This window comes from Microbacterium azadirachtae (genome assembly GCF_000956505.1).
In the GTDB taxonomy this organism is placed as follows: Bacteria; Actinomycetota; Actinomycetes; order Actinomycetales; family Microbacteriaceae; genus Microbacterium; species Microbacterium azadirachtae_A.
In genome coordinates this window covers 28,457-44,617 of the sequence record NZ_JYIX01000023.1, presented here as the reverse complement: position 1 = coordinate 44,617, position 16,161 = coordinate 28,457, and the positions used below count along the sequence as shown (strand labels likewise).

Here is a 16,161-nt window from a genome sequence, read left to right as displayed (position 1 = left end):
CCGGGGATCAGCGCGTGCGCTGCTCCGGCGCCGCGGCGACGCTCTCGGGCCGCAGGTCGAGCCGGCGCAGCAGCTGCGCATTGAGCGCCACGACCACGGTGGAGACCGACATCAGGATCGCGCCGACAGACATCGGCAGCACGAAGCCGATCGGGGCGAGCACTCCTGCCGCGAGAGGCACAGCGGCCAGGTTGTAGCCGGCGGCCCACCACAGGTTCTGCCGCATCTTGCGGTACGCGGCCCGGGACAGCTCGATCGTCGCGACGACGGAGCGCGGATCCGAGCTGGCCAGCACGACTCCGGCGGAACCGATCGCGACGTCGGTGCCGGCGCCGATCGCGATGCCGACGTCCGCGCGTGCGAGCGCCGGGGCATCGTTCACCCCGTCGCCCACCATCGCGACCGTGCGTCCCTCGGACTGCAGCTCGGCGACCCGCGCCGACTTGTCCTCGGGGCGGACGCCCGCGAAGAACCGTTCGATGCCGAGCTCCGCGGCGACCGAGGCGGCCACGGCCTCGGCGTCGCCGGTGATCATCACCACGTCGACGCCGCGCTGCTGCAGCGCGCGCACCGCGGCGCGGGACTCCTCCCGGATCGCGTCCGCGAGGCGGAGCGCGCCCGCCACCCGGCCGTCCACGAGAACATGCAGGATGATCGCGCCCTCCGCGCGCCACCCGGCTGCCTCGGGCATCTCCGTCACCCCCGCTTGCCGGAGCAGCGCCGGCCCGCCGACCTCGACTGTTCGTGCGTCGACGATCGCGCGCACGCCGAGCGCCGGTTCGGAGCGGAATGCGGATACCGTGCCGCGGGCGAGGCCACGGCTCTCGGCGGCGGTGCGGATCGCGGCGGCGAGCGGGTGCTCGGAGTCGGATTCCGCCGAGGCGGCCAGGCCGAGCGCGTCGTCTTCGGTGAAGTCCGCGGCCACGGCGATGCCGGTCACCGCGGGCGCACCCTCGGTCAGCGTTCCGGTCTTGTCGAACAGTACGGCGTCGACCTGGCGCATCCGCTCCAGGGCCATCCGGTCCTTCACGAGGATCCCGCCGCGCGCCGCGCGCTCGGTCGCGATCGATACCACGAGCGGGATCGCCAGGCCCAGGGCGTGCGGGCAGGCGATCACGAGGACCGTGATGACCCGCACGACCGCGGCATCGGGCAGCCCGATCGCGGTCCACACGATTGCGGTCAGGATGCCGGCGAGGAGGGCGAACCAGAAGAGCCAGCCCGCCGCGCGGTCCGCGAGGCGCTGCGCGCGGGAGGACGAGGACTGCGCCTCGGCGACCAGCCGCCCGATACCCGCGAGGGCCGTGTCGTCTCCGACCGCGGTCACCCGCGCGCGCAGTGCCGAGTCCGTAGCGATCGTCCCCGCGACCACCTGATCGCCGATCGCGCGCGGCACCGCACGGGACTCACCCGTGATCATCGACTCGTCCAGGTTCGCGGATCCCTCAACGACCACCGCATCGGCCGGCACCCGGCCTCCGGGGCGGATCAGCACCACGTCCCCGACGCGCAGGTCGGCCGGGGCGACGAGCTCGACGTCGTCACCGTTCACGCGCTCGGCCTGATCCGGCAGGAGCGCTGCGAGCGAGTCGAGGGCAGAGGTCGTCTGCGCGAGCGAGCGCATCTCGATCCAGTGTCCGAGCAGCATGATCACGATGAGGAGGGCGAGCTCCCACCAGAAATCGAGCTCGTGGTCGAGGAGTCCGAGCGTGGCACCCCACGAGGCGAGGAACGCGACGGTGATCGCGAGCGCGATGAGCAGCATCATCCCGGGGCGGCGCCCGCGGATCTCGGAGATCGCGCCGGTCAGGAACGGCTGTCCGCCCCAGACGTACAGCACGGTGCCGATCACCGGAGGGATCGCCTGCAGCACGAACACGTCCGGCACGTGGTACCCGACGAGCATCGCGAACATGGGGGAGAAAGCGACGACAGGCACCGCCAGCACCAGCATGATCCAGAACAGACGGCGGAACCGGGCGACGTGGTCGCCGTGACCCGCGTGTCCCGCATGACCGGCGTGGTCGTGAGATCCCGCGTGATCGGTGTGGTCGCCGTGATCCGCGTGAGGGTCGTGCGACGGCACGTGATCCGTCGCGGTGTGCATCTCGTGTCCCGCTCCGTGATCGCGCATCGCGATGCCGTCCGCGGAGTGGCCGTCGTGCGGTGTCCGTTCGTCCATGATGGGCTCAACCATATACCCCATAGGGGTATTCCTGAAGGGGGGTGCCGTGAGCGAATAGGCTGGAGGCGATGAGCGATGGATCCGGCGCCGGACGCGGCGCGCAGCGGTGCCCGTGCGGCAGCGGCGACCTCTTCGACGCCTGCTGTGGTCCGGTCCTCGCCGGGCGCCCGGCGCCGACCGCAGAGCGTCTCATGCGCTCGCGGTACACCGCGTTCGCGATCGGCGATGCCGGGTATCTGCTGCGCTCGTGGCACCCCTCCACGCGGCCGACGAGCCTCGACCTCGACCCCGAGGCGCGCTGGCTGCGCCTCGATATCCTCACGAAGGTCGGCGGAGGGCCGTTCGACGCCGAAGGCGTCGTGGAGTTCGAAGCGATCCACCGGGATACGAACGGCCGCGGAGTGCTTCACGAGCGCAGCCGCTTCGTGCGAGAGCACGGGCATTGGTACTACGTCGACGGCGACCTGTCCTGACACCGCCCGCGCGCACGGCGGCACGCCCGTCTGGCGTAGGTTTAGGGGCGTGAAAGCCAACCCCGCGCACCAGATCGTGCTCCTCGACATCGCCGACATCGACCGCCGGATCGTGCAGGCCGACTACGCGCGGACGCATCCGGTGCAGGGGGAGCGGATCAACGAGCTCTCCGCGCTGCGGCAGGGGCAGCTTCGCGAACTCACCGCGCTGTCCGGCGGGCGCGACGACGTGCAGACGGAGCTCAAGCGCCTGGAGTCGGACGTGGCCCTCGCCGCGCAGCGCCGCGACAGGGATGCCGAGCGGCTCGCCGCGACGCAGAACCCCAAGGACGCCGTGGCCCTCGAGCAGGAGATCGCGAGCCTCGGACGCCGGATCAGCGACCTGGAGGACGCCGAGCTCGAGCTCATGGGCCGCCTCGAGGATGCGGAGGCGGCGGTCTCCGCCCAGCAGGCGCTCATCGACGAGACCGTGGCGGAGGGGACGCGGCTGACCGCGGAGGCCAAGGCCCTCATCGCCGCCGCGACGACCGAGGGCGAGCAGCTCGCCCGCGACCGGGGCGCGCTCGTGGACTCGGTCTCCCCGTCGCTCATGGCCGAATACCAGCGCCGCGTGGGCCGCACCGCGGGCGCGGCCCTGCTGCGCCGCGCCACCTGCGAAGGGTGCCGGATGGTGCTCTCCGGGATCGATCTGAACGTCATCCGTCAGGCCGCAGACGACGAGGTCGTCTCCTGTCCCGAGTGCGGCTGCATCCTGATCCGCACCGAGGAGTCCGGGCTGAAGAGCTCCGCGCCGACGGACTGAGCCCGCGGCGCAGCGCCTCAGAACTCCTCGTGGGTCGCGGGGTCGGCGCCCCAGAGGCGTCCGTCCGCCGTGCCGATCGCCGTGATCGCGGCGATCTCTTCCGCGCTCAGTCGCACCTGGGCGGCCGCGAGGTTCAGCGCCTGATGCTCGGGGGAGGCCGCCTTCGGGATCGCCACCACGCCGCGGCCGGCGTGCCAGGCCAGCACGGCCTGCGCCGGCGTGATGCCGTGCGCTGCGGCGACGCGCGTGATCGCGGGATCGTCGAGCACGTCGCCGGCCCGGCCGAGCGGGCTCCACGCCTCGGTGAGGATGCCCTGGGCGCGGTGGTACGCCAGCGCCTCCTCCTGGGGGAAGCGCGGGTGCAGCTCGATCTGGTTGACGACCGGCCGCACGCCCGTTGCGTCCTCGATGCGCTCCAGGTGCTCCGGCAGGAAGTTCGACACGCCGATCTGGCGCACGAGGCCGCGCTCGCGCGCCTCGATGAGCGCCTGCCAGGCCTCGACGTAGGAATCCACACGCGGCAGCGGCCAGTGGATGAGGAACAGGTCGATCGCATCCACGCCGAGGCGGAACCGGCTCTCCTCGATCGCGACGAGCGCCTTGTCCCGCGCGTGGTGGCGCCCGGCGAGCTTCGAGGTGACGATGAGCTCCGCGCGGTCCACGGCGGCCCCGGAGATGCCCCAGCCGACCGCGCCCTCGTTCTCGTAGTTGAAGGCGGAGTCGATGAGCCGGTATCCGCTCTCGATCCCGCTGCGGACCGCATCCGCGCCGGCCTCTCCGCGGAAGCCGTAGGTGCCGAGTCCCTGCGCGGGCAGGGCGAAGCCGTTGTGGGCGATGAAGGGGGATGTGTCGGACATGGGGGACTCCTCTCCGGTGACTCCACGCTAACCGCCCTGGGCGCGGAGCACGCGGAGGGCGATACATGCCGACACACCCGGGAGATCGGCATCGGCACGACGTGGATGCCGTGCGGGGCGCGATGGGGGCGTAGATTCGAAGACATGATCGAATCGGCCGCTCCGCACGAGATCGTGCTGGGGCGGTCGACTCGGCCCGACGCGTGGTCGCTGGTGCTCTTCGACGCGCAGGGGTCGGAGCAGAGCAGGCACGAGATCGCCGCGTCCGAGCTGCCCGTCGAGGTCTCCCGCCTCGAGGCGGGCGCCAGCCCGCGCTGGGTGGTCCGGCATCTCCGCGAGGTGTATCCGCCGCTGCTCGCCGCCGGGATCAGGATCCGCCGCGCCCACGACCTGCTGCTCTGCCACGCGATCCTCCGCGATACGACGAGCCTCGCGGACCCGATCCCGTCCTCATCGCGATGGGTCAGAGCGGATCCGCTGGTGACGACCATCGAGACGCCCGCATTGTTCGACCTGCACGAGGTCTCGTCGCAGGGCGCCGGCGACCCGTATGCGGAGATCGACGAGCTGCTCGCCGAATACGCCCGCCAGCGCGCGGCTCAGCGTCGCGCGCCGGACGGACGCCTCGCTCTGCTGTGCGCGGCCGAGTCGACCGGGGCTCTGGTCGCGGAGGAGATGACGGCGGCGGGCCTGCCGTGGAGCACCGCGGTGCACGAGCGGCTCCTCGTCGACGCACTCGGTCCGCGTCCGGCGTCCGGTGCGCGGCCGATCCGGATGGCCGAGCTCGCGGTCGCGATCGGGGAGTCCCTCGAGGACAGCACCGTCAACCCGGACAGCCCGCCGCGCCTGCTGAAGTCGCTGCGCCGGGCCGGGATCCTCGTCGACTCCACCTCGCGCTGGGAACTCGGCGAGATCGAGCATCCGGTCGTCGAACCGCTCCTGACGTACAAGAAGCTCGCCCGCCTGTTCACGGCGAACGGCTGGTCCTGGCTGGCCGAGTGGGTGCGCGAGGAGCGCTTCAGACCGATCTACCTCACCGGCGGCGTGGTCACCGGCCGCTGGGCGTCGAGCGGCGGGGGAGCGCTGCAGATCCCGCGGAGCCTGCGCCCGGCGGTGCGTGCCGATGAGGGCTGGACGCTCGTCTGCGCGGACGTGGCGCAGCTGGAGCCGCGCGTGCTCGCGGCGATGTCGAAGGATCGGGCGATGGCCGCCGCCGCGAGAGGCGCCGACCTCTACGAGGGCGTCGTGCGCTCTGGCGCGGTGCAGACCCGCCAGGAGGCGAAGTACGCCGTCCTGGGCGCGATGTACGGCGCCACGACCGGTCCCAGCGGCCAGCTCGGTCCGCGGCTTCGGAGCGTGTTCCCTCGCGCGATGGCGCTCGTGGATGCGGCGGCCAAGACGGGGGAGGACGGCGGTGTCGTCTCGACGCTCCTCGGCCGGAGCTCGCCCCGCCCCGACGCGATGTGGGCGGCCGCGCAGGCGCGTGCGAGCGATCCGGATGCGGACGGCTCCGACGAGCGCGTGGCGCGGAGCAGAGCAAGGGATCGCGGCCGGTTCACGCGCAACTTCGTGGTGCAGGGCACCGCGGCCGAGTGGTCGCTGCTGTGGCTGGCCGAGATCCGGCACCGTCTGTCGGCGCTCCCCGACGCGCACGACCCGGCTCCGCGCTCCGGACCTGTTTTCGCGCGGCGCGCGCACCTGGCCTTCTTCCTGCACGACGAGGTGATCGTGCATGTGCCGCTCGAGCAGGCCGACGACGCCGCGCGCGTGGTGCAGGACGCGGCGGAGGCCGCGACCCGTCGCCTGTTCCCCGGATTCGACATCGACATCCCGCTCGACCTGCGGATCGCGGAGGACGCGGGCAAGGACTCGTAGACTGGAGTCGAACGGGTCGGCTGGACGGTCGCGTGGCGGGAGACCGCACCGAGGAACGTCCGGGCTCCGCAGGGCAGGGCGGTGGGTAACACCCACCCGGAGCAATCCGCGAGACAGTGCCACAGAGAGAAGACCGCCCCGCAAGGGGTAAGGGTGAAAGGGTGGTGTAAGAGACCACCGGGGGCCGTGGTGACACGGCCCGCCAGGTAAACCTCGCCCGGAGCAAGGCCAGACAGGGGATGTTGACGCGGCTCGCCGAGTCCCCGGGTAGGCCGCTGGAGCGGCGCGGCAACGCGTCGCCGAGAGAGATGACCGTCGAAGGGATGCCCCGAGAGGGGCCCCGGCACAGAACCCGGCGTACAGGCCGGCCCGTTCCTCTCACGAAGAAGGCCCGGATCCGCGAGTGCGCGGATCCGGGCCTTTCTCGATGTGCGCGTCCGTCGAGCGCGCAGGGGTCAGTCGCCCGCGAGCGAGGCCGCGCCGATGATGCCGGAGGAGTTGCGGTGGATCGCCGCGACGATCGGAGTCTTCAGATCGAGCAGCGGGATGAACTTCTCCGGGTGCTTGGAGACGCCGCCGCCGACCACGAACAGGTCGGGGCTGAACAGGAACTCCACGTGCGAGAAGAAGTCCTGCAGTCGTGCGGACCAGTCCTCCCAGCTCAGCTCGTCGCGCTCCATGGCCGAGTACGCGGCCCACTTCTCGATCGATTCGCCGCGGAAGTTCAGGTGGCCGAGCTCGGTGTTCGGCACGAGCACGCCGTCGTACAGGAAGGCGGAGCCGATCCCGGTGCCCAGCGTCGCGAGGATCGTGAGCCCGCGGGCGTCGCGCGCCGCGCCATGGCGGCTCTCCGCGACTCCGGCCGCATCGGCGTCGTTCACGAAGTGGATCTGGCGGCCCAGGCCGTCCTCGAAGAACTGCTCGGCCTCGAAGCCGATCCACTCCTTGGAGATGTTCGCGGCGGACAGCGTCTTGCCGTACTTCACGATCGCCGGGAAGGCCACGCCCAGGGGCAGGGTCGAGTCCTCGACGCCCAGGGTCGTGAGCACCTCCTTGACGGCCACGAGAACGTCGGACGGTGCCGCGCCCTTCGGCGTGGGGACCCTGATGCGGTCCGATTCGAGGGTTCCGTGCTCGAGGTCGACGATGCCGGCCTTGATGCCGGTTCCGCCGATGTCCACGCCGATCGCTTTTGCCATGCGCAACAGCCTAGCGAGACGCGGGCGCGCCAGTAGGATCGTGACAAAGGCCCAGGAGGAGCAGCGATGTCCGGCGAGAACAAGTACTGGTTCAACAGCAGCACCGGCGAGGTCGAGTACGGTCTGGAATCGCCGTCGATCGACCGGATCGGTCCGTTCGACACCGCCGAGGAAGCCGCTCGCGCCCCTGAGGTGCTCCAGGAGCGCGCCAAGGCGTGGGCCGACGAGGACGCGGCCGAGGACAACTGGGGCCCGGACGGCGCTCGATGAGCGGGATGGACAAGCAGCGCGACTTCGTCCTGCGCACAATCGAGGAGCGCGGCGTCAAGTTCATCCGCCTCTGGTTCACCGACGTGATCGGCACCCTGAAGTCGGTCGCGATCGCGCCGGCCGAGGTCGAGGGGGCCTTCGCGGAGGGCATCGGGTTCGATGGCTCCGCGATCGAGGGCCTCACCCGCACCTTCGAGTCGGACCTGCTGGCGCAGCCGGATCCGACGACCTTCCAGATCCTGCCGTGGCGCGGCGAGATCGACCCGACCGCGCGGATGTTCTGCGACCTGACCACCCCGGACGGGCGCCCGGCCGTCGCCGATCCGCGTCACGTGCTCAAGCGCACCCTCGCCAAGGCGGCCGACGCGGGCTTCACGTTCTACACGCACCCGGAGATCGAGTTCTACCTGCTGAAGTCGTCGCAGTTCGGCCCGGAGGGACCCGTTCCTGCGGACTCCGCGGGTTACTTCGACAACGTGCCGGGCGGCACCGCGCACGACTTCCGGCGCAGCGCCGTGCGGATGCTGGAGGACCTCGGCATCTCGGTGGAGTACAGCCACCATGAGGGCGGTCCCGGCCAGAACGAGATCGACCTGCGTTACGCGGACGCGCTCACCACCGCCGACAACATCATGACCTTCCGCACCGTGGTCAAGGAGGTCGCGATCGAGCAGGGCGTGTACGCGACGTTCATGCCGAAGCCGCTGAACAACCACCCCGGCAGCGGCATGCACACGCACCTCTCGCTCTTCGAGGGCGACCTGAACGCCTTCTACGAGGAGGGCGCGAGGTACCAGCTCTCCCGTACGGGGCGTCAGTTCATCGCCGGGCTCCTGCGGCACGCCAACGAGATCGCTGCGGTGACGAACCAGTTCGTGAACTCGTACAAGCGGCTCTGGGGCGGAGACGAGGCGCCGAGCTTCGTGACCTGGGGTCACGCCAACCGCTCCGCGCTCATCCGCGTGCCGATGTACAAGCCGAACAAGGGCCAGTCCACGCGGATCGAGTACCGCGCGCTGGATTCCGCCGCGAACCCCTACCTCGCGTACGCGCTCATGCTCGCCGCGGGGCTCAAGGGCATCGAGGAGGGCTACGAACTGCCGCCGGAGGCCGAGGACAACGTGTGGTCGCTGAGCGACGCCGAGCGCCGTGCCCTGGGCTATGCGCCGCTGCCCGCCAGCCTCGACCACGCGCTCGAGCTCATGGAGGAATCGGAGCTCGTGGCCGAGACCCTCGGCGAGCAGGTGTTCACCTACGTGCTGCTGAACAAGCGCAAGGAGTGGGAGGCGTACCGCGGTCAGGTCACGCCGTTCGAGCTCAAGAGCAACCTCGAACTGCTCTGATCGGGGACCGCGGTGCCCCGGTTCGACGACTCGCTCTCCCTGTCCGCGCTCGCGCGGCTCGGCTTCGTCGGTCTGTCCGACGCGTCCGCGGGGCTGCATGAGATCGGTGAGATCACCGGTCTCGCGCCCTCGACGCTGATCGCGCCGCTGCGCAGCGCGGATCCGGATGAAGCTCTGGCAGGCCTCATCCGGGTCGCCCGCCGGGACCCGTCCGCCGTCACGGCGGTGCTGTCCAATGAGGCGGCCCGCGCTCGCGCCTGGGCGGTCTTCGGTGCCTCACCGGGACTCGGCCGCTTCTTCGAGCGCAGGCCGGAGGAGCTCGTGCTGCTGCGCGAGGAGCGCGAGGCGCTCTCGACCGCGGACGAGCTCCGTGCGACGCTGCTGTCCGCCGTGGGCGCCGTGGATGGATTCGCCGCAGCCGGCGACGCGGCCGACCGCGTGCGGCTGCGTGTCGCGTACCGGCGCGCGGTCGCGGGGATCGCCGCGTGGGACCTCGCCGCGGCGGATCCGGTCCAGGCCGTGGACGCCGTCTCGGCGGCACTCGCCGACGCCGCATCCGCCGCATTGGAGGCGGGGCTCGCGATCGCCCGCACGGCGGTCGCCGGCGACTCGTCGGACGCGCGCAAGGAGACCGCCCTCACCCGGCTCGCGATCATCGGGATGGGCAAGACCGGGGCGCGCGAGCTGAACTACGTGAGCGACGTCGACGTCATCTACGTCGCCGGCACCGCGGACGAGGAGCGACTGTCCGAATCCCGCGCGATCGACATCGCCACCCGCCTCGCGCGCGAGACCATGCAGGCCCTCGCGGGGATCGAGGCGGAGCCACCCCTCTGGGAGGTCGATGCCGCGCTGCGGCCCGAGGGCAAGCAGGGCGCACTCGTGCGCTCGCTCGGCTCGCATGTCGCGTATTACGACCGCTGGGCCAAGAGCTGGGAGTTCCAAGCGCTCCTCAAGGCGCGGGCGATCGCCGGCGACCCCGAGCTGGGCGAGGCGTACGTGAACGCCGTGCAGCCCAAGGTGTGGTCGAGCGCGGCGCGGGAGGACTTCGTCGGGAGCGTGCAGCGGATGCGCGAGCGTGTCACCGAACACATCGCGCCGGAGGATGTGCCGTATCAGCTCAAGCTCGGCCCGGGGGGCCTGCGCGACATCGAGTTCACCGTGCAGCTGCTGCAGCTCGTGCACGGACTCACGGATCCGCAGATCCGCACCAGGGGCACGCTGGAGTCTCTCGACGCGCTGGTCGCCGGCGGTTACATCGGCCGTGCCGAGGCCGGGCTGTTCGCGCACGACTACCGGGTCCTGCGGCTCATCGAGCATCGGCTGCAGCTGCGGGAGATGCAGCGCACGCACCTCGTGCCGCGCGACGAGGAGGCGCTGCGGGTGCTCGGCCGCGCCACGGGCCTGGCCGAGACGGCGAGCGGCATCCGGGGCGTGTGGGAGGACGTGCGCCGCGAAGTGCGCGACCTGCACACCCGCCTGTTCTACCGCCCGCTGCTGAGCGCCGTCGCCTCGCTGCCCGAGGAGGAGCGCACGCTCTCCACCGACCAGGCGCACGACCGTCTCGCGGCGATCGGCTTCCGCGACCCTGCCGGCGCGCTCCGCCACATCGGCGCGCTCACCACCGGTCTCAGCCGCAAGGCGACGATCCAGAAGCACCTCATGCCGATCATGGTCCGCTGGTTCGCCGACGGCACGGACCCCGACTACGGCCTGATCGCTTTCCGCCGCATCAGCGAGCGCCTCGGCGACACCCCGTGGTTCCTGCGGATGCTGCGCGACTCCTCCGGCGCGGCGGAGCGGCTGACGCGCGTGCTGTCCTCCTCGCGCTACGTCGGCGAACTGATGGAGTGGATCCCCGAGTCCGTCGCATGGCTGGAGAGCACGGTGCAGCTTCGGCCGCGATCGCGGCCGGCCCTCGATGAGGAGGCCAGGGCGATCCAGACGCGGCACGACACGATCCTCGACGCCATGCGCTCGGTGCGGGCCCTGCGGCGGCGCGAGCTGCTGCGAACGGCGATGGGCGCCGTGCTGGACGTGCTCACGATCGACGACGTGGCCCTCGCCCTGACCGGGATCACGGACGCCACGATCCAGGCCGCGCTGCGGGCCGTGCGCCGCGACGTCGTGCCGGAGGAGGACGATGCCCTGGACTTCTCCGTCATCGGAATGGGCCGATTCGGCGGCGCGGAACTCGGATTCGGATCCGACGCGGACGTGCTGTTCGTGTACGACGCGAACGGCGTCGAGCCGCAGCGGGCGCAGCAGCTCGCCACGCGCATCGTGGCCGGGCTCAGGGAGCACCTCACGGATCATCGCCTGCCGCTCGACCTCGACGCGGACCTTCGCCCGGAGGGGCGCAACGGTCCGCTCGTGCGCACGCTCGACGCCTATGCGGCGTACTACCGCCGCTGGTCGCTGTCCTGGGAGGCGCAGGCGCTGCTGCGGGCCAGAGGCGTCGCGGGCAGCCACAAGCTGATCGAGCGATTCCTGGAGCTCGCCGACCGCGTGCGCTACCCCGAGTCGCTGGATCTGGCCTCAGTACGGGAGATCAAGCGCATCAAGGCGAGGGTCGAGGGGGAGCGGCTGCCGCAGGGCGTGGATCCGCGCCGCCACCTCAAGCTCGGCCCCGGCACGCTCAGCGACGTGGAGTGGCTGATCCAGATCGTGCAGCTGCAGCACGCGCACGCGGTGCCGGCGCTGCGCACGACGTCCACGCTCGCGGCGCTGGACGTGGCTGTGGCGTCAGGGTTCGTGCCGGAGGAGTCCGGTGAACTCCTGCGCGAGGCGTGGCGGCTGTCCAGCCGGTTGCGTTCGGCGATGACGCTGCTCACCGGACAGACGAAGGACGTGCTTCCTGCCGACCCGCGCGAACTCGACGGCGTCGGAAGGATCCTCGGCTATCCCGATCGCTCCGCCGCAGCCGTCGAAGAGGAGTACCTGCGGGTCACGCGCCGAGCCAGGAAGGTCTTCGAGACGCTGTTCTACGGCTGACGGGCGCTTCTCGTGCCGTTCCTGCCGCTGCGCAGACAGGATGGACTCATGACGATCATCGGCGTGGTCCGCAATCCCGTGAAGCTCGAGTCGGAGGACGAGGTGCGTTCGGCGATCCTGGAGCGGCTCCCCGACGCCGACATCCGGGTGTTCGACACGACGGAGGAGGACCCGGGTCGGGGGATGGCAGAGGAGGCGGTCGACACCGGATGCACGCTCGTCTTCGCGGCCGGAGGAGACGGGACGGTCCGCGCGGTGGCCGGGGTGCTGGCGGGCACCGACGTCGCGCTCGGGATCCTCCCGCACGGCACGGGCAATCTGCTTGCGCGGAATCTCGGCGTGCCCCTGACGGGGACGTCCGCTGCGGTTGCGCACGCGTTCTCCGCAGAGCCCCGGCGCATCGACGTGGGCACGATCGAGGTGACCGACGGCGACGCCGCGGGCGAGCACCTGTTCGTCGTGATGGCCGGCCTCGGCCTCGACGCGCGCATGCTCGAGGAGACCGATGACGAGCTCAAGGCGAAGGCCGGCTGGCTCGCGTACGTGAAGGCGCTCGGAGCCGCCGCGGCCGGCACTGAACTCGTGCCGGTGGAGCTGAGCCTCGACGACGAGCCCCGTGATCGTGCGCGCGTCCACACGCTCATGATCGGCAACTGCGGCACGATCCAGGGCGGGATCACACTGCTGCCGGACGCCGTGCCGGACGACGGGCAGCTGGATCTCCTGCTGATCAGCGCGGACGGCGTCGCGGACTGGTTCGAGACGGTTCGCACCGTGGTCTGGGACAACGGCCTGCGGCGGCTTCTCGGCGGAGAGACGACGAGCACGGACGTGGTGCGCCACGCGTCGGCGCGCAGTATCGACGTCGAACTCGGCCGCCCGCAGCCGTTCCAGATCGATGGAGAGGAGCGCGGAAAGGTGCGCTCGTTCCGGGCCGGCATCCGTCCCGGCGCCTTGCTGGTCCGCGCCTAGGCCGCCTGCAGCCGCGGACCGTGGTCGGACGGCGCGCGGCGGGAGACGCCGCGCGTCAGATCTCCACGGTCAGGAGGCGCTGGATCTGCTCGCGGACGAGCGCGACCATGTCGACGCCGTCCCGGTTCAGCAGCCACTGGGTCTGGACGCCGTCGGTCAGCGCGATGAGCGTGCGCGCGGCGGATTCCGGATTCACACCCGTGACCACGTCGCCACGTGCCTGCAATGCGGTGAAGGTGTCGCGGAGGAAGGCGACGGCGAAGTCGTAGCGCTCCCGCAGGTACTCGTGCAGCGGATGGTCGGAAGAAGTGGCCTCGGCTGCGAGCGTCACCTGCAGCTCGACCATCCGCTGTGCGCCCTGGTTGTACCGGGCTGCCTCGATCCACTGCCTCAGCACTTCGAGGGGATCCTCCGATGACGACATCTGCCGGATCGCCTGCTCGTCCCGCCAGCCCAGCACCGCGTGCAGGAGGTCGAGCTTGGTCGGGAAGTAGTGCCGCACGCCGGCGTGGGTGAGCCCCGCCTTCGCGGCGACCTCGCGCAGGCCGCCGGTGCGGTAGCCGGCGGTCGCGAACACTTCGAGGGCGGCCTCCAGGATGGCCGTACGACGCGCCTCGCCCTTCGGATAGCGCCGTGGGGCGGGGGAGGGATCGGTGCTCACGGATTCGAGGCTACCTCAGCGGATCCGGGTCATGGAAGAAAAACCACCCAACTGGATGGTTTTCTGTTAGTGTCGTCGCCAGTCGAGCCGATCGAGCTCGCACGATCCCCTGGAGCCACCATGGTCAACGCCGACCCGACGCTCGTCCCCGGCAACCCCGACACGCCAGATCCCGCTCCCGCGCCGGGGACCTCGGCCCTGTACCGGCGCGGGTCGCACTTCCGCCGCTATCGCGTGAGCTATCTGATGGCCGGGCTGTCGATCGCGGCGATCTGGGGCGCGGTGGGCGGCATCCTGCTTCCGCTGCACGTGCAGCAGATCGAGTTCGGACAGTTCTTCAGCGGTGCGGACGCAGGCGTGGATCTGCAGTCCCTCACCGCGCTCAAGTACGCGGTCGATGCGGGGAGCACGGTTCCGACCGCCGACCAGAGCAGACTGCTCGGGCTGCTCGCCGAGTTCGAGGCGGCACGGGCGCTCGGCCTGTCGTCGATCGCCGTCGTCTCCTCGATCCTGACCATGCTCATCCAGCCCATCGCCGGCATCCTCTCGGATCGCACGCGCTCGCGCTGGGGACGGCGTGCTCCCTGGATCATCGCGGGCGCGGTGATCGGAGCCGCGCTGCTCGTGGCGATGCGGTTCTCACCGACGATCGGGCTGCTGCTGGTGACCTATTCCGTCGCCCAGCTGGGATTGAACCTCGCTTCCGGGCCGCTGAATGCGACAGTGGCCGACAGGGTGCCGTCCGGACAGCGCGGTTCGATGTCGGCGTTGTCCGGGTTCTCCTCGCTCATCGGCGGTGCGATCGGCTCGATCGTGGCAGGAGCCCTGTTCGCGATCATCGGACTCGACGCGTACTTCCCCTTCGTCGTCGCCGTGATCGTGTTCACCGTGCTCTTCGTCCTGCTCGCTCGGGATCGTTCTTCACGGGACCTCGTCGTACCCCCGATGACTCTCCGACAGGTGCTGGCCTCGTTCACGGTCGCGCTCAGGGACCGAGACTTCCGCTGGCTGTGGATCGCGAAGGTCGCGCTGCTGTTCGGCGGCGGAGTGTCCGGCGCGTTCGGCATCTACATGCTGCAGAGCTACATCCGGCCGGGACTCTCCGCCGCCGAGGCCGCCCAGATCTCGCCGTTGCTCGCGATGGCCGGGATCCCCGGGACCGTGGTGGCACTGCTCGTCGCCGGATGGTGGTCGGATCGGCTCGGGCGGCGCAAGCCGTTCGTCATCGGCGCGACGTTCCTGATCGCCGGATCGATGTTCATCCCGCTGCTCAGCCCGACCCTGCCCGCCCTGTTCATCCAGGGGGTCATCGCCGGGGTGGGGGTCGGCTCGTTCCTCACGGTCGATCAGGCCATGTTCATCGACCTGCTGCCGGACAGGGACGCGGCCGCCCGCGATCTCGGGGTGAGCACGCTGGGCGGCAACCTCGGGCAGGCGCTCGGCCCCCTGCTCGCGGGTGTGGTCGTCGCGGTGACCGGCGGCTACACGGCGCTGTGGATCGTGGCGATCGTGATCGTCGTGATCGCTGCGCTGCTCGTCTTCCCGATCCGGCGAGTGCGATGAGCGTGCTCCCGCCTCCTCTACGCCCCACCGTCGCGAACCAGGTGCTCGCGCGCATGCTGCTGCGCACCGCAGCCCGGTTCATGCCGGAGGAGAGCACGACGAGTGCCGAACTCATCGCCCTGGAGCCGGAGCTCGGGGCCGTGGTCACAGAGGACGTCGCGGTGCCGGGCCCGCGCGGGCCGATCCCGGTGCGCCTCTACCGCCGGGACGACGCGGAGCCGCGCGCGGGTTTCGTGTGGGTGCACGGCGGCGCCTGGATGTTCGGCACGCTCGACTCCCCGGAGGCGCACGCGGTGGCGATGTCGATCGCGGCGCGCGGGATCGCGGTCGCATCGGTCGACTACCGCAAGGCGCGCGGGCGCACGTGTTTCCCTGTCCTCTCCGACGACGTGCTCGCCGCCTGGCAGTGGGTGCACGCCCACGTCGATCGACTGGGAACGACGCAGGAGACGCTGCACCTGGGAGGTGCGAGCGCGGGCGCGAATCTCGCCACGGGCGTGGTGCGAAGGCTCATCGCGGCGGGGGAGCAGGCGCCGGCCACTCTGGTCGCCGCGTATCCGCTCCTGCACTTCGTCCTGCCCCCGCTCCCGGAGGATCTCGTCGCGGCGCTCGAGAGCACGCCTCCGCCGTTCCGTTTCACCCCTCGCATGGTCAGTCTTCTGAACCTCAACTGGGCGGGCGTCCGGTACCACGAGGATCCGGTCGCCTTCCCGGCGCTCGGTCCGCTGGACCGCATGCCGCCCACGTTCGTGATGGACGCGGAATCCGATGAGCTGCGGGCATCGTCGGCGGCGTTCGCGGTCGCGCTGCAAGCGGCCGGCGTCGAGACCGGCTACGAGACCGTGCCGGACACCTTTCACGGCTACTTGGCTCAGCCGGGGACGCCCGCCGCGCAGGACGGCATCCGCCGGATCGTCCACTGGATCGATCAGCACTGACCTCCCGCCCGGCACCGACCCTCCGTTCG

Annotated in this window: 13 protein-coding genes and 1 other RNA gene; 10 read left to right on the top strand and 4 right to left on the bottom strand. The window is 71.0% G+C overall.

The annotated features are described in order from the left end of the window. Window positions 1–7 precede the first annotated feature (7 nt). Complete coding sequence (locus tag RS86_RS02450) at window positions 8–2,182, bottom strand: heavy metal translocating P-type ATPase (RefSeq protein ID WP_082076511.1); 2,175 nt, start codon at window positions 2,180–2,182, stop codon at window positions 8–10. Window positions 2,183–2,253: 71 nt separating this feature from the next. On the opposite strand from RS86_RS02450, the gene RS86_RS02445 reads away from it, so the two are divergent. Both RS86_RS02445 and RS86_RS02440 read left to right on the top strand, forming a co-directional pair. Further along, complete coding sequence (locus tag RS86_RS02445; protein WP_045270625.1) at window positions 2,254–2,658, top strand: YchJ family protein; 405 nt, start codon at window positions 2,254–2,256, stop codon at window positions 2,656–2,658. Window positions 2,659–2,707: 49 nt separating this feature from the next. Continuing rightward, on the top strand, window positions 2,708–3,460 hold the full coding sequence (locus tag RS86_RS02440; protein ID WP_045270624.1) for a zinc ribbon domain-containing protein: 753 nt from the start codon (window positions 2,708–2,710) through the stop codon (window positions 3,458–3,460). A 17-nt stretch (window positions 3,461–3,477) separates the two neighbouring features. Here the strand turns inward: RS86_RS02440 and RS86_RS02435 are convergent, their stop codons facing one another. Continuing rightward, the gene (locus RS86_RS02435; RefSeq protein WP_045270623.1) at window positions 3,478–4,317 is read right to left on the bottom strand and encodes an aldo/keto reductase; all 840 of its coding nucleotides are present in this window, start codon (window positions 4,315–4,317) and stop codon (window positions 3,478–3,480) included. 144 nt (window positions 4,318–4,461) lie between these two features. On the opposite strand from RS86_RS02435, the gene RS86_RS02430 reads away from it, so the two are divergent. After that, the gene (locus tag RS86_RS02430; protein ID WP_045270622.1) at window positions 4,462–6,192 is read left to right on the top strand and encodes a bifunctional 3'-5' exonuclease/DNA polymerase; all 1,731 of its coding nucleotides are present in this window, start codon (window positions 4,462–4,464) and stop codon (window positions 6,190–6,192) included. Window positions 6,193–6,204: 12 nt separating this feature from the next. Then, an RNA gene (gene rnpB, locus RS86_RS19750) (RNase P RNA component class A) lies at window positions 6,205–6,568 on the top strand. Window positions 6,569–6,647: 79 nt separating this feature from the next. Here the strand turns inward: rnpB and ppgK are convergent. After that, window positions 6,648–7,391, bottom strand: a complete 744-nt coding sequence (gene ppgK / locus RS86_RS02425; protein WP_045270621.1) for a polyphosphate--glucose phosphotransferase — start codon at window positions 7,389–7,391, stop codon at window positions 6,648–6,650. A 66-nt stretch (window positions 7,392–7,457) separates the two neighbouring features. Here ppgK and RS86_RS02420 point away from each other — a divergent pair, with 66 nt between their 5' ends. Genes RS86_RS02420 through RS86_RS02405 form a run of 4 tightly spaced genes read left to right on the top strand, consistent with a single transcriptional unit; the run spans window position 7,458 to window position 12,970 of the window. Continuing rightward, the gene (locus tag RS86_RS02420) at window positions 7,458–7,661 is read left to right on the top strand and encodes a hypothetical protein (RefSeq protein ID WP_045270620.1); all 204 of its coding nucleotides are present in this window, start codon (window positions 7,458–7,460) and stop codon (window positions 7,659–7,661) included. A 5-nt stretch (window positions 7,662–7,666) separates the two neighbouring features. Beyond that, a complete protein-coding gene (locus tag RS86_RS02415; RefSeq protein WP_045270619.1) occupies window positions 7,667–9,004 on the top strand; it encodes a glutamine synthetase family protein in 1,338 nt (445 codons plus the stop codon). Between the two features lie 12 nt (window positions 9,005–9,016). Continuing rightward, window positions 9,017–11,998: a bifunctional [glutamine synthetase] adenylyltransferase/[glutamine synthetase]-adenylyl-L-tyrosine phosphorylase gene (locus RS86_RS02410; protein ID WP_045270618.1), complete on the top strand. Its 2,982-nt coding sequence runs from the start codon at window positions 9,017–9,019 to the stop codon at window positions 11,996–11,998. A 48-nt stretch (window positions 11,999–12,046) separates the two neighbouring features. Beyond that, window positions 12,047–12,970 carry a diacylglycerol/lipid kinase family protein gene (locus RS86_RS02405; RefSeq protein WP_045270617.1) on the top strand — a complete coding sequence of 308 codons (924 nt, stop codon included), beginning with the start codon at window positions 12,047–12,049 and terminating at the stop codon, window positions 12,968–12,970. 55 nt (window positions 12,971–13,025) lie between these two features. Here RS86_RS02405 and RS86_RS02400 read toward each other — a convergent pair whose 3' ends face one another. Further along, window positions 13,026–13,631: a TetR/AcrR family transcriptional regulator gene (locus RS86_RS02400; RefSeq protein WP_045270616.1), complete on the bottom strand. Its 606-nt coding sequence runs from the start codon at window positions 13,629–13,631 to the stop codon at window positions 13,026–13,028. Window positions 13,632–13,751: 120 nt separating this feature from the next. Between RS86_RS02400 and RS86_RS02395 the strand changes: the two genes are divergently transcribed. Continuing rightward, window positions 13,752–15,194: an MFS transporter gene (locus RS86_RS02395; protein WP_045270615.1), complete on the top strand. Its 1,443-nt coding sequence runs from the start codon at window positions 13,752–13,754 to the stop codon at window positions 15,192–15,194. Continuing rightward, a complete protein-coding gene (locus RS86_RS02390; protein ID WP_052680020.1) occupies window positions 15,191–16,132 on the top strand; it encodes an alpha/beta hydrolase in 942 nt (313 codons plus the stop codon). Before RS86_RS02395 ends, RS86_RS02390 begins: the two co-directional genes overlap by 4 nt. Window positions 16,133–16,161 lie beyond the last annotated feature (29 nt).

Coding starts and splice junctions, on each gene's coding strand:
- RS86_RS02450 (WP_082076511.1), bottom strand. CDS start 2,182: ATGGACGAACGGACACCGCACGACGGCCACTCCGCGGACGGCATCGCG.
- RS86_RS02445 (WP_045270625.1), top strand. CDS start 2,254: ATGAGCGATGGATCCGGCGCCGGACGCGGCGCGCAGCGGTGCCCGTGC.
- RS86_RS02435 (WP_045270623.1), bottom strand. CDS start 4,317: ATGTCCGACACATCCCCCTTCATCGCCCACAACGGCTTCGCCCTGCCC.
- RS86_RS02430 (WP_045270622.1), top strand. CDS start 4,462: ATGATCGAATCGGCCGCTCCGCACGAGATCGTGCTGGGGCGGTCGACT.
- ppgK (WP_045270621.1), bottom strand. CDS start 7,391: ATGGCAAAAGCGATCGGCGTGGACATCGGCGGAACCGGCATCAAGGCC.
- RS86_RS02420 (WP_045270620.1), top strand. CDS start 7,458: ATGTCCGGCGAGAACAAGTACTGGTTCAACAGCAGCACCGGCGAGGTC.
- RS86_RS02415 (WP_045270619.1), top strand. CDS start 7,667: ATGGACAAGCAGCGCGACTTCGTCCTGCGCACAATCGAGGAGCGCGGC.
- RS86_RS02405 (WP_045270617.1), top strand. CDS start 12,047: ATGACGATCATCGGCGTGGTCCGCAATCCCGTGAAGCTCGAGTCGGAG.
- RS86_RS02395 (WP_045270615.1), top strand. CDS start 13,752: ATGGTCAACGCCGACCCGACGCTCGTCCCCGGCAACCCCGACACGCCA.
- RS86_RS02390 (WP_052680020.1), top strand. CDS start 15,191: ATGAGCGTGCTCCCGCCTCCTCTACGCCCCACCGTCGCGAACCAGGTG.